Annotated in this window: 26 protein-coding genes; 24 read left to right on the top strand and 2 right to left on the bottom strand. The window is 32.9% G+C overall.

The genetic code is table 11. From position 1 onward, the window contains the following. Positions 1-5 precede the first annotated feature (5 nt). The 10 genes from rpmF to yihA all read left to right on the top strand — a co-directional run bounded on the left by rpmF (position 6) and on the right by yihA (position 10,613). A complete protein-coding gene (gene rpmF, locus JCM14209_RS01615) occupies positions 6-185 on the top strand; it encodes a 50S ribosomal protein L32 (protein WP_025021893.1) in 180 nt (59 codons plus the stop codon). A 176-nt stretch (positions 186-361) separates the two neighbouring features. Beyond that, positions 362-811, top strand: coding sequence for a universal stress protein (locus JCM14209_RS01610; protein ID WP_025021892.1), 450 nt, complete (start codon positions 362-364; stop codon positions 809-811). A 21-nt stretch (positions 812-832) separates the two neighbouring features. Continuing rightward, the gene (locus JCM14209_RS01605; RefSeq protein ID WP_025021891.1) at positions 833-1,249 is read left to right on the top strand and encodes a hypothetical protein; all 417 of its coding nucleotides are present in this window, start codon (positions 833-835) and stop codon (positions 1,247-1,249) included. Between the two features lie 148 nt (positions 1,250-1,397). Next, entirely contained in the window at positions 1,398-2,834 is a 1,437-nt protein-coding gene (locus tag JCM14209_RS01600) for an APC family permease (protein ID WP_025021890.1), read from the top strand. Between the two features lie 26 nt (positions 2,835-2,860). Further along, on the top strand, positions 2,861-4,198 hold the full coding sequence (locus tag JCM14209_RS01595; RefSeq protein WP_035519733.1) for an aspartate aminotransferase family protein: 1,338 nt from the start codon (positions 2,861-2,863) through the stop codon (positions 4,196-4,198). 199 nt (positions 4,199-4,397) lie between these two features. Continuing rightward, positions 4,398-4,601 carry a hypothetical protein gene (locus JCM14209_RS01590; RefSeq protein ID WP_025021888.1) on the top strand — a complete coding sequence of 68 codons (204 nt, stop codon included), beginning with the start codon at positions 4,398-4,400 and terminating at the stop codon, positions 4,599-4,601. 100 nt (positions 4,602-4,701) lie between these two features. Then, positions 4,702-5,652 carry a DHH family phosphoesterase gene (locus JCM14209_RS01585; RefSeq protein ID WP_025021887.1) on the top strand — a complete coding sequence of 317 codons (951 nt, stop codon included), beginning with the start codon at positions 4,702-4,704 and terminating at the stop codon, positions 5,650-5,652. Positions 5,653-5,657: 5 nt separating this feature from the next. Then, positions 5,658-6,980 (top strand): DEAD/DEAH box helicase, encoded by a 1,323-nt coding sequence (locus JCM14209_RS01580; protein ID WP_025021886.1) that lies wholly within the window; start codon positions 5,658-5,660, stop codon positions 6,978-6,980. A 270-nt stretch (positions 6,981-7,250) separates the two neighbouring features. Continuing rightward, positions 7,251-9,896: an alanine--tRNA ligase gene (gene alaS / locus JCM14209_RS01575; RefSeq protein WP_025021885.1), complete on the top strand. Its 2,646-nt coding sequence runs from the start codon at positions 7,251-7,253 to the stop codon at positions 9,894-9,896. 123 nt (positions 9,897-10,019) lie between these two features. Next, a complete protein-coding gene (gene yihA, locus JCM14209_RS01570) occupies positions 10,020-10,613 on the top strand; it encodes a ribosome biogenesis GTP-binding protein YihA/YsxC (protein WP_025021884.1) in 594 nt (197 codons plus the stop codon). 72 nt (positions 10,614-10,685) lie between these two features. Here yihA and JCM14209_RS10180 read toward each other — a convergent pair whose 3' ends face one another. After that, positions 10,686-10,829, bottom strand: coding sequence for an SPJ_0845 family protein (locus tag JCM14209_RS10180; protein WP_164476343.1), 144 nt, complete (start codon positions 10,827-10,829; stop codon positions 10,686-10,688). A 142-nt stretch (positions 10,830-10,971) separates the two neighbouring features. Here JCM14209_RS10180 and uvrC point away from each other — a divergent pair, with 142 nt between their 5' ends. The 3 genes from uvrC to JCM14209_RS01550 all read left to right on the top strand — a co-directional run bounded on the left by uvrC (position 10,972) and on the right by JCM14209_RS01550 (position 16,040). Beyond that, positions 10,972-12,762, top strand: coding sequence for an excinuclease ABC subunit UvrC (gene uvrC / locus JCM14209_RS01560; RefSeq protein ID WP_025021883.1), 1,791 nt, complete (start codon positions 10,972-10,974; stop codon positions 12,760-12,762). Between the two features lie 81 nt (positions 12,763-12,843). After that, positions 12,844-14,139: a GTPase ObgE gene (gene obgE, locus JCM14209_RS01555; protein ID WP_025021882.1), complete on the top strand. Its 1,296-nt coding sequence runs from the start codon at positions 12,844-12,846 to the stop codon at positions 14,137-14,139. A gap of 35 nt (positions 14,140-14,174) precedes the next feature. Further along, complete coding sequence (locus JCM14209_RS01550; RefSeq protein WP_025021881.1) at positions 14,175-16,040, top strand: acyltransferase family protein; 1,866 nt, start codon at positions 14,175-14,177, stop codon at positions 16,038-16,040. A gap of 104 nt (positions 16,041-16,144) precedes the next feature. Here JCM14209_RS01550 and JCM14209_RS01545 read toward each other — a convergent pair whose 3' ends face one another. Further along, complete coding sequence (locus tag JCM14209_RS01545; RefSeq protein ID WP_025021880.1) at positions 16,145-16,378, bottom strand: hypothetical protein; 234 nt, start codon at positions 16,376-16,378, stop codon at positions 16,145-16,147. A gap of 140 nt (positions 16,379-16,518) precedes the next feature. On the opposite strand from JCM14209_RS01545, the gene rnz reads away from it, so the two are divergent. The 11 genes from rnz to trxA all read left to right on the top strand — a co-directional run bounded on the left by rnz (position 16,519) and on the right by trxA (position 25,747). Continuing rightward, entirely contained in the window at positions 16,519-17,454 is a 936-nt protein-coding gene (gene rnz / locus JCM14209_RS01540; protein ID WP_025021879.1) for a ribonuclease Z, read from the top strand. 9 nt (positions 17,455-17,463) lie between these two features. Then, the gene (locus tag JCM14209_RS01535; protein ID WP_025021878.1) at positions 17,464-18,255 is read left to right on the top strand and encodes an SDR family NAD(P)-dependent oxidoreductase; all 792 of its coding nucleotides are present in this window, start codon (positions 17,464-17,466) and stop codon (positions 18,253-18,255) included. Positions 18,256-18,265: 10 nt separating this feature from the next. Then, positions 18,266-20,587 (top strand): single-stranded-DNA-specific exonuclease RecJ, encoded by a 2,322-nt coding sequence (gene recJ / locus JCM14209_RS01530; RefSeq protein WP_025021877.1) that lies wholly within the window; start codon positions 18,266-18,268, stop codon positions 20,585-20,587. A 22-nt stretch (positions 20,588-20,609) separates the two neighbouring features. Then, positions 20,610-21,131, top strand: coding sequence for an adenine phosphoribosyltransferase (locus JCM14209_RS01525; protein ID WP_025021876.1), 522 nt, complete (start codon positions 20,610-20,612; stop codon positions 21,129-21,131). A gap of 94 nt (positions 21,132-21,225) precedes the next feature. Beyond that, entirely contained in the window at positions 21,226-21,486 is a 261-nt protein-coding gene (locus tag JCM14209_RS01520; protein WP_025021875.1) for an IreB family regulatory phosphoprotein, read from the top strand. Further along, complete coding sequence (gene ruvX, locus JCM14209_RS01515; protein ID WP_025021874.1) at positions 21,487-21,930, top strand: Holliday junction resolvase RuvX; 444 nt, start codon at positions 21,487-21,489, stop codon at positions 21,928-21,930. Positions 21,931-21,940: 10 nt separating this feature from the next. Next, complete coding sequence (locus JCM14209_RS01510) at positions 21,941-22,225, top strand: DUF1292 domain-containing protein (RefSeq protein WP_025021873.1); 285 nt, start codon at positions 21,941-21,943, stop codon at positions 22,223-22,225. 62 nt (positions 22,226-22,287) lie between these two features. Further along, a complete protein-coding gene (locus JCM14209_RS01505; protein ID WP_035519725.1) occupies positions 22,288-22,512 on the top strand; it encodes a cell division protein ZapA in 225 nt (74 codons plus the stop codon). A 9-nt stretch (positions 22,513-22,521) separates the two neighbouring features. Continuing rightward, positions 22,522-23,001, top strand: a complete 480-nt coding sequence (locus tag JCM14209_RS01500; protein ID WP_051523336.1) for a CvpA family protein — start codon at positions 22,522-22,524, stop codon at positions 22,999-23,001. 11 nt (positions 23,002-23,012) lie between these two features. After that, positions 23,013-25,373, top strand: a complete 2,361-nt coding sequence (locus JCM14209_RS01495; protein WP_025021870.1) for an endonuclease MutS2 — start codon at positions 23,013-23,015, stop codon at positions 25,371-25,373. 65 nt (positions 25,374-25,438) lie between these two features. After that, positions 25,439-25,747 carry a thioredoxin gene (gene trxA / locus JCM14209_RS01490; RefSeq protein ID WP_025021869.1) on the top strand — a complete coding sequence of 103 codons (309 nt, stop codon included), beginning with the start codon at positions 25,439-25,441 and terminating at the stop codon, positions 25,745-25,747. The last annotated feature ends 28 nt before the right edge of the window (positions 25,748-25,775 follow it).

Below are 25,775 nucleotides of genomic sequence, written 5' to 3'. Positions count from 1 at the left end.
TCAAGATGGCAGTACCAGCACGTAGAACTTCAAAAACTCGCAAGAGATTACGTCGTACACACTACAAGTTACAAGTTCCTGGCATGAGCGCATGCCCTAACTGTGGTGAATTACGTAAGTCACACCACGTATGCCCAAGCTGTGGTTTTTACGGTGACAAAGAAGTAGTTAACGTAAACAAGTAATAACTACATTAAATTAAAATTTGAAGGGACCATGGCCCTTTAGATTTTAGTAAAGTCTTTCTTTCGTTCAGGGAGGGAAGGCTTTTTTATTTTGTAAAAATTTTGTAAAAATTGAATTTATGATAACTAAAAATGATATAATAAGACTGTAATCAAGGAAAGAGAGTGTGATAATTATGACAGAACAAAAATATGAAAAAATCCTTGTACCAGTAGATGGATCAAAATCTGCTGAAAAGGCTTTAATGAAAGCTATTGATATTGTGAAAAGAAATGGTGGACATTTAGATATTTTAAATGTTATTGATTTGAAGCAATTTTCATCATCATTTGGTGGAATTATGGATTTAAGTGGGGATATAATTTATCAAACTTTTGAAGATGTGCAAGAATATTTAGATGAACTTGAAAACACAGTGAAGGAAAATGGCGTTGATGATGTTGCAGTTCATGCTCGTTACGGTTCTCCAAAAACAATTATTGCAAATGATTTTGTAAACGATCATAAAATTCAATTAATTGTCATGGGTTCAACTGGGTTAAACGTAGTTGAAAGAATGCTTGTTGGTTCGGTTACAGATTATGTAGTTCGGACTGCAAAATGTGATGTTATTATTGCTAAATAGTTAGTGGAGAAGAATTGATTAATGATTGTATTTAAGAACTATATTTTAGCTCTTTTTAAATCCTTACCAGTCTTTTTAGTTGCGATGTTAATTACATTTATAAGTAATGAAGAAAATTTAAAGTATGTCTTAGGTTACTTTTTTATCTCAAATTATGTTATTTTTTATCCATATATTTATTTTTACTATGTTAGTGATAAAAATAATATCCAAGATAAAATCGCAGCTATTGATGAAAATAATGAAGGTGGATTAAGAAGAAGTCAACCTGTAAAAGAAACTATATTAGAACAAACCAATAGTGATGAAGAAAGTACGAGTGTAAGTTATTTTCTTACGTTGATGTGGAGCTTTTTGAAGGTTAGTTTTTACTACTTATTATCACCACTTATTTTTATGTATTATTTATTTTTTAGAAATGAATTTAACCTTAAGTAAAAATATATTCAAGAGTAAAATGAGATCTTACATTTTATGTTTGATCTCATTTTTATTTTATTAATAAAAATATCGTTTATAATATAAATTGACGGTATCTTAAGGATTTGATATACTTTTTTTAATAATTTAGAGAGGAAGAAACGATATGGCAAGTTTTTTTAAACGTTTAACAATTAAAGAAGATGCAAGTGTGTATCAGGAAAAAGATGCACATATGGCACAAGTTTTAACTGTTAAAGATTTTATCGCATTAGGGGTTGGTACAATTGTATCTACTTCAATCTTTACATTACCCGGGGTTGTTGCTGCTGATCATGCTGGTCCTGCAGTTTCAATTTCATTTCTATTAGCGGCCGTAGTTGCTGCATTGGTTGCATTTGCTTATGCAGAAATGTCTTCAGCACTTCCATTTGCTGGATCAGCATTTTCATGGATTAGTGTTATTTTTGGTGAATTTTTCGGTTGGGTAGCTGGATGGGCTTTATTAGCTGAATATTTCATCGCGGTTGCGTTTGTTGGTTCTGGATTCAGTGCTAACTTACGTGCCTTATTAGAACCAGTTGGGGTTGTATTACCATCTCAATTAACTAATACATTTGGACAAAATGGAGGATTTGTTGATATAGTTTCTCTAATCGTGATTGTATTAGTTGCTGCTCTAGTGGGAAGAGGGGTCTCAGAAGCAGCGAGAGTTGAAAATGCATTAGTTATTTTAAAAGTTTTAGCAATTTTATTATTTATTATTGTTGGTTTAACTGCAATTCATACGAAAAACTATGTTCCATTTATTCCAGAACATAAAGCAGGTACTGATTTTGGTGGTTGGCAAGGTATTTATGCAGGGGTTTCAATGATTTTTCTTTCATATATTGGATTTGATTCAATCGCTGCAAATGCGGCAGAAGCTAAAAATCCTGCTAAGACAATGCCACGTGGTATTTTAGGATCATTACTAATCGCTGTAGTCTTATTTGTTTCTGTAGCTTTAGTTTTAGTTGGGATGTTCCACTATTCTGATTATGCTGGAAATGCTGAACCCGTTGGGTATGCATTACGTCGTGCAGGCCACGGTGTGATTGCGTCAGTTGTGCAAGCAATTGCCGTATTCGGTATGTTTACTGCTTTAATTGGTATGATGATGGCAGGTTCACGTCTGCTTTACTCATTTGGACGTGACGGATTATTACCAGCATGGTTAGGAAAATTGAACGATAAGAACCTACCTAATAATGCACTTTTAGTTTTAACTATTATTGCTGTTATTTTAGGTGCTTTTGCTCCTTTCGCTCAATTAGCTCAATTAATTTCAGCAGGAACTTTGATTGCATTTATGTTTGTATCAATTGGTATTTATGCTTTGCGTCCACGTGAAGGTAAGGATTTACCTGAAGCTGGATTTAAGATGCCATTTTACCCAGTAATGCCTGCATTAGCATTTATTGGCGCATTCTTAGTTTTCTGGGGATTAAATAGCGAAGCTAAGCTTTATTCATTAATTTGGTTTGTATTTGGGGTCTTAGTATACTTAGTATACGGTATGAACCATTCTTTATTACAAAAACGTCATAAAGATAATAAATAAGGAATAGTAATTAGGGGATGATGATTATGCCTAAGAATTTAGATATTCTTAAAAAAGAAGAACAAGCGCTAGCTCCTGAAGCTAGAATTAAGTATTTTGATATTGTCATTGAATCGGGGAAAGGTGCAACAATCAAAGATGTTGAAGGTAACGAATATATAGATTTATTATCTTCTGCTTCAGCAACCAATACCGGTCATTCACATCCAAAAGTTGTCCAAGCAATTAAGGATCAAGCGGAAAAAATTATTCAATATACACCAGCATACTTTGCAAATGATAAAGCTGCAAAATTAGCTGAGAGACTTACTGAATTAGCACCGATTAGTGGTCCTGTAAAGTTAGCTTGGGGAACTTCGGGATCTGATGCAAATGATGCAATTATTAAATTTGCAAGAAGTTATACTGGTCGTCAATATATTGTAACTTTTACAGGTGCATATCATGGATCGACTTACGGTTCAATTACAGCTTCTTCAGTTAGCTTGAATATGACACGCAAAATTGGACCTCTTTTACCAGGAATTGTGAAAGTACCATTTCCTGATCCATGGAAAAAGAAGGATTATGAAACAAATGATCAATATGTTGATCGCATGTTTGAAGAATTTATGCATCCGTTTGAAACATATTTACCAGCTGACGAAGTTGCGGCAATTCTAATCGAACCAATTCAAGGTGATGGAGGAATTGTAAAGACACCAAGTAAATTTATGGAAAAAATCTATCAATTTGCAAAGGATAACGGAATTTTATTTGCAGTTGACGAAATTAATCAAGGGATGGGCCGAACTGGTAAGTGGTGGTCTATTGAAAATTTTGGAATTGAACCTGATTTAATGAGTGTTGGAAAATCAGTTGCTTCAGGCTTACCGTTGAGTGTCGTTATCGGTAGAGCTGAAATTATGGATTCGCTAGGTGCACCAGCACATTTATTTACAACAGCAGGTAATCCTGTAACGACAGCAAGTTCATTAGCGACAATCGAAGTAATTGAAGAAGAAAATCTATTGCAAAGATCTAGTGAATTAGGTCAAAAATCTTTAGAATTTTTCAAACAAGAACAAAAAAACTATCCTTTTATCGGAGATGTACGGATGTATGGGTTAGATGGTGGGATTGATATTATTGATCCCCAAACAAAAAAACCGGATGTAGAAGCAACAACGAAGATTATTTATCGCATCTTTGAATTGGGGGCAATTATGATTAGCCTTCGCGGAAATATTTTAAGATATCAACCACCATTGGTAATTACTGAAGAAGAATTAGAAAAAGCATTTGAAATTATTCATCAAGCTTTTAATGATTATGCTAATGGCAAGTTGAAGGCTCCTGCAAATTCATCTGAAATTGGATGGTAAATTAATGAAAGATTGGCATAATGCCAATCTTTTTTTATGAAGTTCAATAACAAAAATTTATCATATAATAAATATTATGTAATAAAAAAGTAATGTTTTTGTTGCTATTATGTAAATAAAAATGTTATAGAATGTATTCACAAATGAGTGGGAACATGGTAAATTATTTGAGTTGATAAATTACTAGGAGGTTTTTATTATGGGCAATAAGTTCGACATTACCGAAGAATTCATTAATTTAGATGAAAAAGTTGTTGAATTAGAAAATGTTTGTGATAAAATCAACGATACCGAACGCGGAAGTCATCTTTTAGAGATGTATAATCAGAAGAAACAAGAAGCTGAAATTCAAAGAGATCGATTAGCAATGATTATTGATGCGATGAATGCAGCAGAAGATTAAAATGTATGTTAGGTCGAGAAGCTATTAATAGTTTTTCGACCTTTATTTTATTAAAAGTAATCGGTATACTAGTTATTAGAAAATATAAAAAGGGGATACCATGGATATATATAAGCAAATAGTTAACAAAATTAAAGAATTTGATACAATTATTATTCACCGTCACCAAAGACCTGATCCAGACGCTTTTGGCTCTCAAGGTGGCTTAGCCACAATTATTAGAGACAATTTTGAAAATAAAACCGTGTATGAAGTAGGGCATAATACTCCCGGATTAAGTTGGATTACTGAAAATGTTGAAATAAGTGATGATGAATTTGAGAATGCCTTGATAATTGTTACTGATACTGCTAATAGACCTCGAGTGGATGATGATCGCTATAATCAAGGAAAATTTTTAATAAAAATTGACCATCATCCGGATGATGATCATTATGGAGATATTTCATTAGTGGATACAAACGCTTCTAGTTCATCTGAAATAATTACTAATTTAGTTATTCAAACAGGATTAAAACTTTCTAAAAGAGCAGCAGAACAATTATATGCAGGTATTGTTGGAGATACTGGAAGATTCATGTATGACGCTACAACGGCCAACACAATGAGATGTGTTGCTGTTTTGATGGAGACGCATATTGATTCAGCATCAATAAATCGAAAATTAGATGATATCAGTTTACCAGTTGCTAGACTTTCAGCGTACGTCTACGAAAATATGAAGGTTACTGCAAATGATGCAGCATATATTGTATTAACAAATGAAATTTTAGATCAATTTGATTTAGGTGATGCTGGTACAGCTGCAATTGTTCCGTTAATGGGTAAAATTAGTACGGTTCTTTGTTGGACAGTATTCGTAGAACAAAAAGATGGCAGTTATCGTCTTCGAATTCGCTCTAAAGCACCTATTATCAATGAATTAGCAAAGAAATATGATGGTGGCGGTCATCCATTAGCAAGTGGAGCCAAAATTGATGACAGTCAACAAATTCCTGAATTTGTGGCTGAATTAGATGAAATTGCAAAAAATTATAAACGAGGTAATTAATTAAAATGAAAAAATTTGCAGATTACAACTTTGTTGGGTATATCAATGAAGCTTTGAAGGAAAAAAATTTCATTGAACCGACAAAAGTTCAAGAAAAAATTATCCCGCTAGTATTAAAAGGAAAAAGTGTTGTAGGGCAATCACAAACAGGGAGTGGGAAGACCCATGCATTTTTACTTCCTATTTTTCAAAAATTAGATTTAGATAATGAAAATTTACAAGTTATTATTACAACACCTAGTCGTGAATTGGCATATCAAATTTATGAAGATGCTAAGCAAATTGCTAAATTTGCTGATAAGAAAGTTTGGATGCAAAATTGTGTTGGGGGGACTGACAAGCAACGCCAAATTGAAAAGGTTAAAAATCATCAACCCCAATTAGTAATTGGAACTCCAGGACGTATTTTAGATTTAATCAAGGAAAATGCTCTTGATCCTCGTTATGTAAAATTTTTAGTTGTTGATGAAGCAGATATGACATTAGATTTAGGTTTTTTAAATGAAACTGATCAAATTGCATCATCTTTACCACAAGATTTACAAATGCTGGTCTTTTCTGCAACTATTCCAGAAAAATTAAAGCCATTCTTACGTAAATATATGGCTAATCCAGAAATTCAAGTTATTGAAAATAAATCAATTATCAGTCCTACAATCGATAATTGGTTAATTTCAACAAAAGGTAGAGATAAAAATCAATTAATATACAATTTATTAACAATTGGGGAACCATATTTAGCGTTAATTTTTGCCAATACTAAAGAACGTGTAGATCAATTGACACAATTTTTACGTGCCCAAGGATTAAAAGTTGCTAAAATTCATGGGGGGATTCAACCACGTGAACGTAAGCGAGTTATGAAGGGAATCCAAAAATTAGATTATCAATTTGTCGTAGCGACAGATTTAGCTGCTCGTGGAATTGATATTGAAGGGGTATCACATGTTATTAATGATGATATTCCTGACGATTTAGAATTTTTTGTTCACCGTGTAGGTCGTACTGGTAGAAATGGGATGCAAGGAACCGCAATTACATTATATGAACCAAGTGAAGATGTTTTAATTGAAGAGTTAGAAAGTATGGGGATTACTTTTGAACCTAAAGCATATAAAGATGGTGAAATTGTTGATTCATATGATCGTAACCGTCGTGAAAAACGTCGTACAAAAAAAGATGCAATGGACCCTAAACTACGCGGTTTTGTTAAAAAGCAAAAGGCTAAGCGTAAACCGGGATATAAGAAAAAAATTCAACGTCGGATTAAAAAAGATGAACAACAAAAGCGTCGGATTGCACGCCGCCAAGCTAGAAAAATGAAATAAGTGTTGAATTATATTGACATTTAGTTATATTTTGAATATACTTTGATTTGAATTAGGATATATTATTACATTAAGAACATAACAGAGAGGGTTTTGTTGCTGAAAGAACCTATGGCTGGTGTAATAATGCTACCTAGATTTTATATTTAAATAAGCAAGTAATGAGTGGTTAACGATAGATCGTTGCAAGTAAGGTGGTACCGCGCGAATGCGTCCTTACTAGCAGCGGTCTTTTATTGTTTAAATCACCATATAGAAAGGATTTAAAAAATGAAAGAATTAACAAGTTCACAAGTACGTCAAATGTACCTAGATTTTTTCAAGTCAAAAGGACATGACGTCATGAAAAGTGCACCTTTAGTTCCAAATGATGATCCAACATTACTTTGGATTAACTCAGGTGTTGCAACAATGAAAAAGTATTTCGATGGAACAGTTGTACCTAAAAATCATCGAATTACAAGTTCTCAAAAATCAATTCGTACAAACGACATTGAAAATGTTGGTCACACAGCACGCCACCATACATTATTTGAAATGTTAGGGAACTTTTCAGTAGGTGACTACTTTAAAGAAGAAGCAATTTCTTGGGCTTGGGAATTATTAACAAGCAAGGAATGGTATGCCTTAGATCCAGAAAAATTATACATTACAGTATACCCAAAAGATAAAGATGCTAAAGGTATCTGGGAAAAAGTTGGGGTTGATCCAAGTCATATCTATGAAGTAGAAGATAACTTTTGGGATATTGGTGAAGGTCCATCAGGTCCTGACTCAGAAATTTTCTATGATCGTGGTCAAGAAATGAATAACCTTCCTGAAGACGATCCAGAAAGTTACCCAGGTGGCGAAAATGAACGTTATCTAGAAATTTGGAATATTGTGTTCTCAGAATTTAATCATAAGCCAGACGGTACATATGAACCACTTCCACACAAAAACATTGATACGGGGATGGGCTTAGAACGTGTTGTTTCTGTATTCCAACATGCCAAAACAAACTTTGAAACAGATTTATTCCTTCCAATCATGGATGAAACAGCTAAATTTAGTGAAGGAAAGCATTATGGTGATGATGCAGAATTAGATGTATCATTTAAGGTTATTGCTGATCATGCTCGTGCCGTAACTTTTGCCATTGGTGATGGAGCTTTACCTTCAAATGAAGGTCGTGGTTACGTTATTCGTCGTTTAATCCGTCGCGCAGTAATGCACGGACAAAAATTAGGCATTGATGGAGCATTCATGTATAAATTGGTTCCGGTAGTTGGAGAAATTATGAAGTCTGCTTATCCAGAAGTCCTAGAACAAGCTGAATTCATTCAAAAAGTAATCCGCATGGAAGAAGACCGCTTCAATGATACATTGAAGGATGGGATTGTTTTATTAGATAACCTTATTTCAGAAACAAAGGAAAAGGATGAAAAACAACTTCCAGGAAAACCAGTATTTAAGTTATATGATACTTATGGCTTCCCATTAGAATTAACTAAAGAATATGCTGATGAACAAGGTTTAGAAGTTGATGAAGATGGATTTAACGAAGAAATGGAAGCTCAAAAGAATCGCGCACGTGCAGCTCGTTCAAATGCTAAGTCAATGGGTGTTCAAAACGGATTACTTACTGATATTAAGACAGAAAGCGAATACGTTGGATATTCAAAATTACAAGCAGATGGTGTATTAAAAGATATTATTTTCAATAATGAATTGGTAGATACATTAGCTGCAGGTAACGAAGCACAAGTAATTTTTGATAAAACACCATTTTATGCTGAAATGGGTGGACAAGTAGCTGATGAAGGTTTCGTTAAAAGCTTAGATGGTGAAGTAGTTGCCCAAGTTAAAGATGTGCAACATGCACCAAACGGACAAAATATGCATACAATTCATGCATTAAAGGAATTAAGTAAAGACAAGACTTATCGTTTAGAGGTAAATGTCGAATTCCATAACAAAGTTAAGAAAAATCACACAGCTACACACTTATTAGATCAAGCATTACGTGATGTTTTGGGTTCACATACTCACCAAGCAGGTTCATTAGTAGAACCAACATATCTTCGTTTTGACTTTACTAATTTAGGTTCAGTTACAAAAGAAGACCTTAAAAAGATTGAAAATATCGTAAATGAAAAAATCTGGGCCAACCTAGAAGTTAATACTGTTGTTACTGACAAGGAATCAGCAGAAAAGATGGGTGCCATTGCTTTATTTGGTGACAAATATGGCGATACAGTTCGTGTTGTTAAAATTGGGGACTACTCATTAGAATTTTGTGGTGGAAACCACGTTGATAATACAAATGAGCTTGGATTATTCAAGATTATTTCAGAATCAGGTGTTGGTGCTGGGGTAAGACGTATTGAAGCTGTGACTTCAAAAGAAGCCTTTGATTATCTAGAAGGTCGTAACAACCTTCTTGAACAAAGTGCACAAAACTTAAAGATTGCACAAATTAAAGAAGTTCCACACAAGATTGATCAATTACAAAACCAAATTAAAGAACTTGAACAACAAAAAGAAGCCCTTGAAGCTAAATTTGCTTCACAACAAGCTGAAGATGTCTTCAAGAACGTTGAAGAAGTTGCAGGTAAGTCTGTGATTGCGGCTCAAGTTAATGTTTCAGGAATGCAACAGTTACGCCAATTGGCTGATCAATGGAAAGCTAAAGAATTATCAGATATTTTAGTATTGGCAACTGCTACAGACGGAAAAGTAAACTTAATTGCTGCAGTAAATGAAACAAGTGTTAAAGAAGGTTTCAAAGCTGGTGACTTAATTAAGACAATTGCCCCACTTGTAGGTGGTGGCGGTGGTGGTCGCCCAGACTTAGCCCAAGCTGGTGGTAAGAACCCAGAAGGAATGCAATCAGCAATTAAAGCTGCTTTTGAATGGGTAGCATCACAAAAATAATTTTAAAAGAAGGTCAGACTGTTAAAGTCGAAACCTTCTTTTTTTGTATTTAAATGAATGGTCATGTAAAACTACTTAAATCGTGTTAAAATTATTATATTAGAAATTAAAGGATGGTAAAACATGGAAGTACACAACGTAGAACTTACAATTAGCGCTGTAAAACCGGAACAATATCCAGATAAAGATTTTCCAGAAATTGCATTAGCCGGGCGTTCAAATGTAGGAAAGTCCTCATTAATTAATACGTTAATTAATCGAAAAAATTATGCTCGCACATCAAGTCAACCGGGAAAAACACAAACATTAAACTTTTATAACGTTGAAGAACAATTATATTTTGTGGATGTTCCGGGTTATGGATATGCTAAGGTTTCACAAAAAGAACGTGAAAAATGGGCCCGAATGATTGAGACATACTTTTCAACACGTCAGGAATTACGAGGGACAATTAATTTAGTTGATGCTCGTCATGAACCAAGTGAATTAGATGTTCAAATGATTGAATTTTTACATTATTATAATATTCCAGTATTAGTTGTTGGAACTAAGATTGATAAGATTCCAAAGAGTAAACGTAATAAAGTAGAAAGTCAAATCAAGAAAAAAATGCATCTTAACAAAAATGATCATTTAGTACTATTCTCTGCGGTTGATAAAACAGGGAAGAAAGAAGTTTGGGATTGGATTGAAAAGATGGCAATCAAAGAAGATTAAGAAATCCTTATAGAGATATAAGGACGAAAAATCTCAAAAAAAAAGAGACGAGGAAATTTTCCAAGTCTCTTTTTATTTTTGCTTGTGATCGTTTGCTTTAGCAGAAGAATTAGAATTTTTCTTTTCTTCTTTTTTTGCTTCCTTTTTAGGATCAATTGTAGCAAATTCTTCAAACATTTTTTCTAAATTGTTTTGACGGTTAATTTTTAGTCCCATATTTTCACTCCTTTAAATATTTTACTAAAGCAATCATAACAGTCAGATTCGCAGAATGCAATTAGAAAAAGTAGCGAAAATTGAAATTTAATCACCATGAATAGTATAATTTATGAGATAAAAAAGATGAGGTGTGATTTAATTGACGACGCAACATATAGAAAACAAATTAAAGTTGTTACCTGATTTACCAGGATGTTATTTGATGAAAGATATTAATAGTAGAATAATTTATGTAGGAAAGGCAAAAAATTTAAAAAATCGCGTACGTTCATATTTTAAAAGCAGCCATGAAGGAAAAACTGCAAAATTGGTTTCAGAAATTCGCGACTTTGAGACAATTATTACCTCAACAGATAAAGAGGCATTCTTATTAGAAATTACACTAATTCAAAAACATACACCATACTATAATATTAAATTAAAAAAAGGTACAGGATATCCATATATTAAAATTACCAATGAAAAAGATCCGCAAATAAAAATTGTTAGTCAAGTTAAAAAGGATGGCGGTTTTTATTTTGGACCATATCCAAATGTTTATGCAGCTACGGAAACACTTCAATTAATTCAAAAAGTATATCCTTTACGCCGTTGTAATGGTTACCAAAAGCGACCATGTTTGTATTATCATATGGGACAATGTTTAGGAGCTTGTTTTAAAGAGGTTTCAAAAGAAGAATATGAGCAACAAATAAGGAAAATAAAATCTTTTTTGAATGGTAATGTTGCGAAGATAAAAAATGATTTAAAAAATAAAATGGAAGTAGCCTCTGAAAATTTAGAGTTTGAACGTGCTGCTGAATTACGCGATCAAATTAAATATATTCAAATGACAGTTGAAAAACAAAAAATTATTTCTAACGATAATACTCCCCGCGATTTGTTTGCGTTTTATATGGATAAAGGCTGGCTATCTCTACAGATTTTTTCTATTCGCCAAGCCCGCTTGATGAAGCGAGAAAAACGACTTTTTCCATGTGTCGATACGCCAGAAGCTGAGCTAACTTCATTTATTTTACAATTTTATAATCAAAAAAATCGTATTTTACCGAATGAAATTTTGGTTCCTGCTGGAATGGATAATGATATTTTAGAAGAAATTTTAGGCATTCCGGTAAAAACTCCAATTCGAGGGCAAAAAAAAGACTTGTTAGATTTGGCAAAGAAAAACGCCAAGCTAGTTTTAGAAGAAAAGTTTCGATTATTGGAATTAGATGAAAGAAAAACAACTGGAGCGATGAATGAGATTACTGATGCTTTAAAAATTCCTCGGGGACATCGAATTGAAGCATTTGATCATTCTCATCTCCAAGGAGAAGATATTGTTTCAGCAATGGTATGCTTTATTGATGGGCGACCAGACAAAAATGAATATCGAAAATACAAGTTAAAAAATGTTGATCATGCTGATGAAGCTGCATCAACAAGAGAAGTTATTTACCGAAGATATAGCCGTTTATTAAAAGAACAAAAAAATTTACCAGATTTAATTTTGATGGATGGAGCTGAAATTCAAATCAATGCAGCAATTGATGTTTTAAAAAATCAATTAGGGATTAACATTCCGGTAGCAGGGATGGTAAAAAACGATAAACATAAGACAGCAGATTTAATGACTGAAAATGATGAAAAAATAGGATTGAATCCTAAAAGTGAAGGGTTTTATTTATTACAAAGAATTCAAGATGAAGTTCACCGGTTTGCAATAACTTTTCACCGCCAAGTACGTTCTAAGAATTCGTTAGCGTCTAGATTAGAACAAATTAAAGGTGTTGGTCCAAAAACAAGAATTAAGTTAATGAAAGAATTCGGATCTTTAAAAAATATAAGTAATGCAAGTGTTGAAGATTTGATGAAAATTGGAATTAATGAAAAATTGGCACAAGCGATTAAGTTAAGTGTGCGAAATCTTGATAAAATTTCAAAATAATTTTGACAAAGACTTTGAAATTAAGATATATTTAGAGGTAGTACTTATTTAGAAATTAGTAAAAGAAAGGCGAAATTTTGGATGTTTGTAGATCAGATAAAAATTGAAGTTAAAGCCGGAAAAGGCGGCGATGGAATGGTTGCTTTTCGTCGTGAAAAGTATGTCCCAAATGGAGGTCCAGCCGGAGGAGACGGTGGAAAAGGTGGAAGTGTAATCTTAAAAGTGGATCCAGGCCTTCGTACCTTGATGGATTTTAGATATCATCGAATTTTTAAAGCCAAGCCAGGTCAAAATGGGATGATTAAAGGGATGTATGGTCGAGGCGCAGATGATATGTATATTAGCGTGCCTCAAGGAACAACGGTAAGTGACGCAGAAACTGGAGAAGTATTAGGCGATTTAGTTGAACTTGATGATGAATTAGTTGTAGCTAAAGGTGGCCGTGGTGGCCGTGGAAATATTAAATTCGCTAGTCCAAGAAATCCAGCACCAGAAATTGCTGAAAACGGTGAACCAGGAGAAGAACGGAAATTACAGTTAGAATTAAAAGTGTTAGCCGATGTTGGTTTAGTTGGTTTCCCATCAGTCGGAAAGTCAACATTACTATCAGTTGTAACTAGTGCTAAGCCTAAAATTGCTGAATATCATTTTACAACCCTTGTGCCAAACTTAGGAATGGTTCGTTTAGATGATGGTAGAGACTTTGTAATGGCCGATTTACCAGGGCTAATTGAAGGTGCCTCCCAAGGGGTCGGTTTAGGAATTCAATTCTTACGCCACGTTGAAAGAACTCGGGTAATTTTACACTTGATTGATATGTCTGGTGTAGAAGGGCGCGATCCATTTGAGGATTATTTAAAGATTAATGAAGAATTAAAAACTTATGATCCAACCTTACTAGATCGACCACAAATCGTAGTTGGTAGTAAAATGGATATGCCAGAGGCAGCCAGAAACCTACAAGAGTTTAAAGAAAAATTAGCTAAAGATAATACCTTACCTAATCCTCCAGAAGTAATGGAAATATCTTCTTTAACTCATCAAGGGTTGAAAGAACTAACTTTACGTACAGCAGCATTACTAGAAGAAACACCACAATTTGAACTATACACTAGCGATGTTGAAGAACATAAAGTATATACTCATGAAGAAGAAGCACAATTTGAAATTTCAAGAGACCCTGATTCAACTTGGGTACTTTCAGGCGCAAAACTTGAAAAATTATTCAAGATGACTAACCTAAATCACGATGAAAGCATGATGCGATTTGCTCGTCAATTACGTGGAATGGGTGTCGATGATGCATTACGTCAAAAAGGAGCAAAAGGCGGCGATTTAGTTCGTATTAATGATTTTACTTTTGAATTCGTGGAATAAAAATAGTCATTGAATATTTTGGGGGAAATATAAAAATGAAACGACTAAAAAAAAGTAGGTATATTACCGGGTTTGACGGAATTCGAAGTATAGCAGTTATCGCCGTAATTTTATACCATCTCTTTCCATATACGATGAAAGGAGGATTAATGGGAGTCCCAATTTTCTTTGTTGTATCTGGTTATTTAATTACAGATTTGCTCATTCAGGAGTGGGAACAAAACGGGAAAATTGATATTATAGGATTTTATATTCGCCGCATGAAACGTTTATATCCGGCATTAATTACGATGTTAATGGTAACAGGAACCTATATTACGTTATTTCAAAGAAACCTATTAACTAATCTCGGAAAAATTATTGTTTCGAATATTTTTTATGTTTACAATTGGTTCGAAATAAGGATGGGGCAATCTTATTTTGATAAGTTTGCAACGCAATCACCATTTACTCATTTATGGTCATTATCAATTGAAGGACAATTTTACTTATTGTGGCCGTTTGTAATTTTAGGATTATTGAAATTAGTTCACAAAAATAGTCATAGATTTTGGATTATTTTTGCAGTGAGTTTATTATCAGCAATTGAAATGGCACTTTTATTTAGTCCAGGTAAAGATCCATCCAGATTATATTATGGAACGGATACAAGAATGTTTTCGATTTTGATTGGAACGTCATTGGCTTTTGTTTGGCCAAGTACAAAGTTACGGGCTGAAATGCCAGCTGAAAATCGAAGAATTATTAATTTAGTAGGCTATCTCAGTATGGTTATCTTATTAATATTCTTTGTCACTTTAAGTGGGGAGAATCCCTTTGTATATCATTTTGGAATGTATCTTTTTTCATTAGTTTCAGCAGTTTTAGTTGCGGTTGTGGCTCATCCGGGGGCAAGTTTAAATCGTTTATTTACAAATCCATTTTTCTCTTACATTGGTAAACGGAGTTATGGGATTTATATTTACCAATTCCCGGTGCTAACTTTTTATGAAGCAAAAATAAATATTGGAGAACATCCAATTTTAAATGGAATCGTTGAAATTTTAATTATTTTAATAATTAGTGAACTTTCTTATAGATTAATCGAACAACCATTGAAAAAGTTTGATTATACAAACGCTTTGGAAGAAATTAAAGACGTATTCATGGCCCCAAAAGGGGTTCCTATCAAAAAAAAAGTTAGTGTTATTTTGGCACTTACAACTGTGGCGATTACTTTAGTAGGAAGTTTCCAAAGTACAACAGTTAAAAAAGCAAGCTCAAGTGATTTAGAAAAACAAATTATTAAAAATAATAAAGAAGTTGCAAAGAAAAATAAGCAAATTAATCATAAAGATGAAAGTAATAGTGCAAGTAGTAGTTCGAGTGTTAAAGAAGATAATATTAATGATGAAAATCTAAAATTATCCCCAAAACAGGTTGAACAAGCAAATAATCTTGCAATTACTGCTGTAGGGGACTCAGTTTTAGCTGATGGATCTGCTGAATTACAAAAGATTTTTCCGAAAATGTATGTTGATGCCAAGGTAGGTAGGCAAACCGCAGATGCCGTTCAAATTCTACAAAATTCTGCAAATAGCAATCAATTAGCAGATACTATTTTAGTTGTAGAAGGAACAAACGGACCGTTCGTTGGAAATGAAGTTTCAGACATTATGAAAATAGCAGGTAAAAAACGTCAAGTTTATTGGGTAAACACCCATGTTCCAACTAGAAGATGGGAAGGGCAAGTAAACAAAGATTTACAAAAAAATGATAAGAAGTATAAAAATTTACATATTGTAGATTGGAATTCTTATTGTAAGAACCATCCAGATTGGTTTTATGATGATAATGTTCACCCCAATCCAGAAGGTGTAAAATATTACAGCCATTTGGTTGCTAAGAATATTCTTAAATAGAGAAGATATGAAAATAGAGGTTGAAATTCAGCCTCTATTTTTATTTATAAATTAAGTTGTGAAAATTAAAGTTGAAGGTTCTAATTTAAAACCGAAAAGAGGAGTTACAAGAGAGTGTTCGACTTTTTGAATGTATAACTGCAAATTTGCAGGAGATTTTTAAGCTTATAAATAAGTGTCCCTAAATGAATTTCATGTTGTGCTGGTCCGATAATTATTTTTTCGGACGTTATTTCAATGATTTTTCCTGAGAAAACTAATTGCTCATCATTTTTTTGAGTAAGAATAAAAGTTTCATCCATACCAACTGTTGCATCTAAAAAGTCGCTGATTAACATAGAAAACTCCTTATTATTGTATTATTAAGAGATATCATAAACAAATAGTTTTTTGAAGTCAATGTTTCTAAAAGGTGTAATTATTTTTTGAAAATGATACAATGAAGTGTATGTCATTTTTATACGAGACGAGGTAAAAAATGGAATTAGAATTTTTAGGAACGGGCGCAGGGTCACCCTCAAAAAGTAGAAATGTAACATCAGTAGCTTTAAAACTACTTGATGAAAGTAATGAAATTTGGTTATTTGATGCTGGGGAGGGTACCCAACATCAAATTCTTAATACGACAATTAGACCGAGAAAAGTTGATAAAATTTTTATCACTCACTTACATGGAGATCATATTTTTGGTTTACCAGGATTTTTAAGTAGTCGTTCATTCCAAGGTGGAGAACAAATGGGTGAACTGATGATTTTTGGTCCAAAAGGGATTAAAGCATTTATTGAAACAAGTTTAAAAGTTAGTCAAACAAAATTATCGTATCCAGTTAAGTATGTTGAACTTGAAAAAGAAGGAATAATTTATGAAGATTCTCGCTTTAGGGTAATAACACAAAAATTAGATCATAGAATCGAGTGTTTTGGTTATCGAGTAGAAGAAAAAGATTACCCAGGGGAATTGCAAGTTGATAGATTAAGGTCTGAAAAAATTCCAGCAGGTCCAATTTATGGAAAAATAAAAAATGGTGAAACAGTAACGTTAGAAGATGGGCGTGTTATTGATGGAAGAGATTATATCGGAGAACCTAAAAAAGGTAGAATTGTTACAATTTTAGGGGATACACGTCAAACACCTAATATTAGTCAATTAGCCAAAGATGCTGATATATTAGTTCATGAAAGTACGTTTGGTAAAGGCGAAGGAAGATTGGCTAAAAATTATCACCATTCAACATGCATCCAAGCAGCAAAAATTGCTAAAGAATTTGGAGTTAAAAAATTGCTATTAACTCATATTTCAGCAAGATACGTTGGGAAGTTAGCTAAGAATCTTGAAAAAGATGCATGTCAAGTTTTTGAAGATTCAAAAGTTGTAAGAGATTTTGATATCATAAATGTTCCTTTTTCAAAGTAGGGGTAAATAATGAAAAAATTAATAGGGAAAGTAATTTTAATTACGGGAGCTTCTGGAGGCCTTGGTGAAAAGATTGCTCTTCATGCAGCAAATCAAGGTGCAACTATAATTGGTGTAGCAAGAAGAAAAGACCGGTTAGAAAAGGTGATTACCCAATGTAAAGAGTTATCGCAAACAGAAGCATATGCATTTGAATTAGACGTAGCTGATAAAAATCAAGTTACTGAAGTTCTTACGAATATTTTACAGATAACCCCTAAAATAGATTATTTAATTAATAATGCAGGTTTTGGTGTGATGGAAAATTTTGTAGACTTAGACATGAATCGTGTAGAAGATATGTTTAAAGTGAATGTGTTAGGATTAATGCAGATAGCACAAATAATTGCTAAAAAAATGAAAGCACAAGGTAGTGGAGAAATAGTTAATATTGCTTCAATGGCAGGAAAAATAGCAACGCCAAAAGCAAGTGCTTATGCAGCTACAAAATTTGCAGTAATCGGTTTTTCTAATGCCTTACGCCTTGAATTAGCATCTAGCTCAATTAATGTGATGACCGTAAATCCCGGTCCGATGCAAACGGAATTCTTTACTCATGCTGGTCAAGATAATGCTTATCTAAAATCACTAGGAAAAGTTGTTTTAGATCCTGACAAGTTAGCAAAAAGGATTGTTAGAAATTTAGGATCAAAAAAACGAGAAATAAATGCTCCTTGGTATATGCAAATAGCAAGTGTAGCATATGCTATATTTCCTAAATTAGGTGATTATTTAACTGGGGGAGTCTTTAATAAAAAATGAGGTGAAAAAAATGATTGATTCAAAAAAGCAATGGAATATAATTGATGAAAAGTTAACTTCTTCAGATCAAGCTCAATTGCAAGAACTTGAATTGAATCCTGTAGTTTACCGCATTTTAAAAAATAAGGGATATACTTCAGATGAAATTCAAGCATTTTTAAATCCTAGTCCCAAAAATCTATATGATCCTTATTTGATGCATGATATGCAAAAAGGGGTAGAACGAATCCAACAGGCGGTAATAGAAGGCCAAAAAATTGTTATCTATGGAGATTATGATGTTGATGGCATAACTAGTACTTCAATTATGTACGAGAGTTTGGAACAATTGGGGGCAAATGTAATTTACTATATTCCTGATCGTTTTAAAGATGGATATGGACCTAATAAGGAAGCATATCAACGATTAATTGAAGATGGTGCGCAATTAATTGTGACTGTTGATAATGGAATCGCGGGGAAAGAAGCAATTGAATTTGCTCAAAAACAAGGAGTTGACGTAGTGGTAACAGATCACCACGAAATTCCTAATGATTTACCAGACGCATATGCAATTATTCATCCTCGCTTTGCAGGAAGTGAGTATCCTTTTGGCGGATTATCTGGTGCGGGGGTCGCTTTTAAAGTGGCAGCGGCGTTATTAGAAGAACTACCAGAAGATGCATTAGATTTAGTAGCGTTAGGGACAGTAGCAGATATTGTTCCGCTTAAAGATGAAAATCGAATTTTAGTTAAATATGGGTTACAAGTTTTGAATCAAACGATTCGACCTGGAATAATTAGTTTATTAGAAAAATCAGGGATAGCAGAAAAAAAGGTTACAACCGATACAATTGGCTATAGTATTGCACCAAGATTAAATGCCTTGGGACGTATTGAAAATGCGAATGAAGGTGTGGAGTTATTAACAACGTTAGATGACCAAAGAGCTGATCAATTAGCGGAAAAAACAGTTAAATTAAATGCTAAAAGACAAGATATTGTTAATGATATCTATGAACAAGCGTTAGCGATGTTAGATTCAAAACAAGATGACTTGGTAAATGTTGTTGCAGCTAAAGGTTGGCATGAAGGTGTCCTTGGAATTGTAGCAAGTCGTTTGGTAGATCAAACAGGCAAGCCAACAATCGTTTTAGGAATTGATTCGAAAACAAATATCGCTAAAGGATCTGGTAGATCAATTGAAGCATTTCATATGTTTAATGCTCTTGATGGACATAGAGATATTTTAGAAAAATTCGGTGGCCACCATATGGCGTGCGGTTTATCAGTAGATGTTAATAAGTTACCTCAGTTGAATGCGGTGTTAAATTTAGAAGCTAAAAAGCAAAATTTAACGGAAAAAAGCAAAGAAATTCAAGATGTCTATGAACTCTCAATTAAAGATGCTACTTTAGAAATGTATGAGGAATTAAATGCGCTTGAGCCATTTGGTGAAGAAAATCCACGACCAACATTTTATTTTAAGGATTTCCAATTAGAAAGTGTAAATTTGATTGGTAAAAAACAAGAAACTTTAAAACTTAAAGTAAGTGGCGTCGACGCGATAAAATTTAACGTGGCTGAGGATGAATATACAGAAATTAAAGATAATACGACGGCATTTCAATTTATTGGAAACTTAGCAGCCAATACTTGGAAAAATCAAACAAATATTCAGATTCAAATTAGCGACATGAAATTGAATTCGTCTGAACTACAAAAGGTAAATGAACCGAATAAAGTTGTAGTTGCTAGAAAAACGCAATTAAAAACAGGTGATTTTTTAGCTGCAAATCAGACGTATATTTTCTTTAATGAAAAACTTTATCAAAACGTGAGACCGCATCTTGTTCACGGAAGTAGAGCATTTTTATATAACGATTTTTCAAATCTAGCTGGAAAAGAAGCTGTCATTGTTGATTTTCCGTTAAAATTGAAAGATTTTGAAATATTGGTTCCCCAATTGAAAAAGTTTGATAAAATTACTTTTTGGTGTTTCTCAGTTAAAAGCGCAGCCAAAATAGGGTTACCAAGTCGTAATGATTATGCTAAAGTATATCGCTTTTTTAAATCAGTTAAAGGTGTTGATTTTAAAAAAGATGTAAACAAATTAGCGAATACATTACAAATGAAAAAAGATTTATTAGTTTTAATTATGCAGGTGTTTTTTGAAGTAGGATTTGTTAAAATAGACAATGGAGTAGTGAGTGGCGTTGACAATGTAGCGCCACAAAATCTTGAACAATCTGAAGTTTATCAAAAACATTTACAAAAAATTAAATCAGAACAAGTATTTTTAACAAGTAATCCAGCTAAATTAGAGCAATGGATTAATGAATTAATTAAATGAAATTAAGGAGAAATTTTTAAGAATGACTGTAGACTTAAGCAAATTTGTTGCAAGTATCCAAGATTATCCAGAAGAAGGAATCACTTTTAGAGATATTTCACCATTAATGGCGGATGGACAAGCATATCGTCAAGCAACTGAACAAATTGTTAAATTCGCTAAAGAAAAGGGCGTAGAAATGATTGTTGGACCAGAAGCACGTGGATTTATTGTAGGGTGTCCGGTCGCCTACGAATTAGGGGTTGGTTTTGCTCCTGCTCGTAAAAAAGGTAAATTACCTCGAGAAACTGTGAGAGCAGATTATACATTAGAATATGGTGGTGTGGAATCATTATACTTACATAAAGATGCTGTTAAACCAGGACAAAAGGTTTTAATTACAGATGATCTTCTTGCAACAGGTGGGACAATTCGTGCTACAATTGATTTAATTGAACAATTAGGTGGAATTGTTGTGGGATGTGCCTTTATTATTGAGCTTCAAGATCTTAAGGGTCGTGAAAAGATTAAAGATTATGATACTTTGGTATTAATGGAATATTAATGCAATTAGATGAAGTAAAATAATTGAGGGATAAATCAGATTTTAGTAAAATACTTATAAAAGTATTACGATTTAAACGTTGGAGGTGTTTTAAATGAGTTCTTTAGATAAAACAATGTATTTTGACTTTGGACAAAATGATAAGCAGGATGTACGTGAAACATTAGAAACAGTCTATGCTGCATTAGAAGAAAAAGGGTATAATCCGATAAATCAAATCGTAGGATACCTCTTATCTGGTGATCCTGCATATATTCCTCGTTTAAATGACGCACGTAATTTGATTAGAAAACATGAGCGTGATGAAATCATCGAGGAATTGGTAAGAGCTTATTTGCATAAGGAGGACAAATAATTGAGTAGATTAATGGGACTTGATGTTGGTTCACGTACAGTGGGTGTAGCATTAAGTGATGCCCTTGGTTGGACAGCACAAGGGTTAGAAATCATCTCAATTAATGAAGATGAAGAAGTTTTTGGCTTACAACGAGTTGAAGAAATCGTAAAAGAACATGATGTTATAGGTTTTGTTGTTGGATTACCAAAGAACATGAATAATACTGAGGGGCCAAGAGTAGAAGCTGCACAATCTTATGGTAAAATGTTAGAAGAAAAATTTAATTTACCTGTTGATTACATTGATGAACGATTAACAACAGTTGAGGCCGAGCGAATGTTAGTAGAACAAGCAGACACTTCTAGAAAAAAAAGAAAGCAAGTGATTGATAAGCTAGCTGCGAGTTTGATTCTACAAAATTACCTTGACTCTAACGGAAATTTGGTACGAAATTTAAAATAGGAGATTATTTATGAATAACCAAGATATTAATTATGTTTCATTAACAGATGAAAATGGAAATGAAACTTTATACCAAGAATTATTTAATTTTCATTCAGATGACTTTGATAAGTCATACTTATTATTGGTTCCTGCTGGTTCAGAACCTGAAGAACAAGTTGACGTAGTTGCCTTTTCATTCGATCCTAATGAAGATACTGATGACTATACTTTAAATGATATTCAAACAGATGAAGAATGGGACATGGTTGAAGGGGTATTAGATACCTTTTTAAATGACGAAAACTTACAATAATTTATTTAAAGTCGGGGAGTATTAATACTTTGCGACTTTATTTTATATATGGGGTGATTTTTTTGAGTAAACGAAGATTTAAATTAAAAATCGGAACAGAAGAATATACTGTAATTGGTGATGGTACAACAGAGCATATGAATGCGGTTAGTGAACTTGTTAATAATAAGTTAGAAATGATTAAAGCACAAATGCCAACTATTAGTAATGAAAAAGCAGCAGTATTACTAGCAATTAATTTAGCATCAAATCAACTTGAATTACAACAAGAATTAGATGAAAAGTAGGGTAGAGATATGCTCTCACTAATTATTTTAATTTTACTTGGGGGAGCTTTTCGATATGGATATCGAGTAGGAATTATCCAAGCTACCGTCAGTTTAAGTGGATATATTTCAGTATTTTTGCTGTCTATTTTTTTTACCAAACCCGTCTCCAATATGATTATCAAGATTTTATCTTTGAATAAAGATAATTTAATTAATGGGGTATTTATTAAAGTTTTAACATTTTGGTTAGTAAATATAATCGGTGGAATTTTATTTAGAATAGCACAAAATACAACTAATAAAATTATTAAAGTTAAATTAATCTCAAAAATAAATGCAATTGGTGGAGCACTTTTTTGTACAAGTATGATGTATATATTGGTTTATTTTGGAATATTATTGTTAATTAACTGGCCTAATTTTCAATTACAAAATAGTGTAAATGAATCAATTTTGGCTCAACTAGTATTAAAAGGGGCTCAAAAATTCTTTTATTTAATCTCTTAGGAGGATAATGATTGAATAATAAAGTTTTAAAAATTTTAGAATACTATAAAATAATAAATCAACTTTTAAATTATGCAACGACTGATATGGGAAAGAAGCGGATTAAAAATTTAAAACCAACCGCGGATGTTGATTTACTACAAGAACAATTAGATGAAACAAAAGACGGTGTCGATATTTATCGTTTAAAAGATGGAATTCCATTGCCTGAATTAGAATCGACAGCGTATTCTTTAAAGCGTTTGAAAATTGGTGGTAATTTAAATGGTAAAGAATTAGCGGCAATCGGTAAGGCTTTAAGATCAGTTAATGAAATTAATATATTTTTTGATAAATTTAAAGCAGAAGGAATCAATTTTCGCCGTCTCTATCAAATTGTTAAAAATTTCTCACTCTTGCCAGGAATTAATCAAAAATTAAACTTATGTTTGAGAGATGATGGTTACGTTTTAAATGATGCTTCAAGTACTCTGAAGAGTATTAGAAACCAAATTGTAAATACTGAAACTCAAATTAGAGAAAAAATGAATTCATATACGCGTGGAAATAAAACAAAATATTTGAGTAATGCAAATGTAACTATTCGTGATGATCGCTATGTTATTCCGATTAAGCAAGAACATAGGGCAAAGTTTGGCGGAATTGTTCACGATCAAAGTTCATCTGGCCAAACATTATTTGTTGAGCCAGCTGAAATTGTTGAATTAAATAATCGCCTTCGTCAGCAACAAGTTGCAGAAAAAGAAGAAGTCCAACGGATTTTAGCAGAACTTTCTGATTTAATTCGGCCATACACTGAGGAATTAGAAGATAATGAAATTAGATTGGGAGTTTTGGATTTTATTAATGCCAAAGCCAAATATGCACATCAAATTAAAGCTACAGAACCTATAATTTCTGTAGAAAATGACGTGTACTTGCGTCAAGCATGGCATCCATTATTAAATGAAAAAACAGCAGTAAAAAATGATATTGCAATTGGTAAAGATTATAAAGCAATTGTAATTACCGGACCTAACACCGGGGGTAAAACCATCACACTTAAAACATTAGGTTTAATTCAATTGATGGGACAGTCTGGATTATTCATTCCAACGTTTGAAGATAGTCGAATTGGATTATTTGATGAAATTTTTGCTGATATTGGAGATGAGCAATCAATTGAACAAAGTTTAAGTACCTTTTCATCTCATATGACAAATATCGTTTCAATTTTAGATAAAATAACTGACCACTCATTAGTGCTATTTGATGAATTAGGTGCAGGAACCGATCCACAAGAAGGTGCTGCTTTAGCGATAAGTATTTTAGATGCTGTAGGTGCAAAAGGAAGTTATGTAGTTGCTACAACGCACTATCCCGAATTAAAAGCGTATGGTTTTGAAAGACCACAAACCATTAATGCAAGTATGGAGTTTGATATTAACACATTAAAACCAACATATCACTTGCTATTAGGAATACCAGGAAGAAGTAATGCATTCGATATTTCTAAAAAGTTAGGCCTTGATGATTTGATTGTGGAAGCTGCGCGCCAATTAACTGATAGTGATAGCCAAGATTTAAATGAAATGATTTCTGATTTAGTAGCGAAACGTCATGATGCAGAAGAAAAAGAAATAAAATTTAATAAGTTAGTTAAAGAAGCTCAAGAATTACATGATGACTTAAAGAAAAATTATCTTCAATTTACTAAACAAAAAGATAATATGATTAGTATAGCCAAGAAAGAAGCTAATGATATTGTAGAGTCAACCAAGCGTGAATCCCAAGAATTAATTGCTGATCTCCGTAAAATGAAATTAGATGGTGCTAATAATATTAATGAAGGAGATATTATTAATAAGCAAGGGCAAATTAATGCGCTTCACCAAGAAGATAATTTAAAGAAAAATAAGGTTTTAAGAAAAGCGAAAGCAAAACAAGAATTAAAACCCAATGATGATGTTCTTGTAAAAACTTATGGTCAACGCGGAGTTCTAATTAGAAAGCTATCTCAAACTGAATGGGAAGTTCAGCTTGGAATTTTGAAAATGAAAGTTGAACAAGAGGACCTTGAAAAAGTAAAAGTTGATGAGCCTAAAATTAAGCAGTCAACAACAATTGTTAAATCCTCAAGCTCGAGTCATGTAGCAACTACGTTGGATCTACGTGGCGAAAGATACGAAGATGCGATGAATAAGGTGGATCATTATATTGATGCTGCAATTTTAGCAGGATATCCATCAGTCACAATCATTCATGGTAAAGGAACTGGTGCCTTGAGAAATGGAATAATCAAGTATTTACAATCACATCGGTCTATTAAACGATTTGGTTTTGCAAGTCCCAATAATGGAGGCAATGGAGCAACGGTTGTTGAGTTCAAGTGATAATACTTGTAATTTAAATTATATATGATAATATTTACTTACAATAAGAAATCGGAGGTGCCGTAATGGTTATCGAATTAACAGATAAAAATTTTGATCAAGAAACAAGTACAGGTGTTTCATTAACAGACTTTTGGGCAACATGGTGTGGTCCATGTCGTATGCAATCACCTGTAATCGATCAATTGTCAGAAGAAATGACTGAAGTTAATTTCAACAAAGTTGATGTGGATCAAAACCAAGAAACAGCTGCAAAGTTTGGCATTATGAGTATTCCAACAATGTTAGTTAAAAAAGACGGTCAAGTGGTGGATACAATTGTTGGATACCACTCAAAAGAACAATTAAAGAAGAAATTAGAACAATACATTTAATTTTGAATAATTAAGATATAAATAAAGC

The sequence above is a fragment of the Ligilactobacillus hayakitensis DSM 18933 = JCM 14209 genome, assembly GCF_000615845.1.
GTDB lineage: Bacteria > Bacillota > Bacilli > Lactobacillales > Lactobacillaceae > Ligilactobacillus > Ligilactobacillus hayakitensis.
Note: the sequence above shows the minus strand (reverse complement) of the source record. Positions and strands in the feature narration are given on the sequence as shown.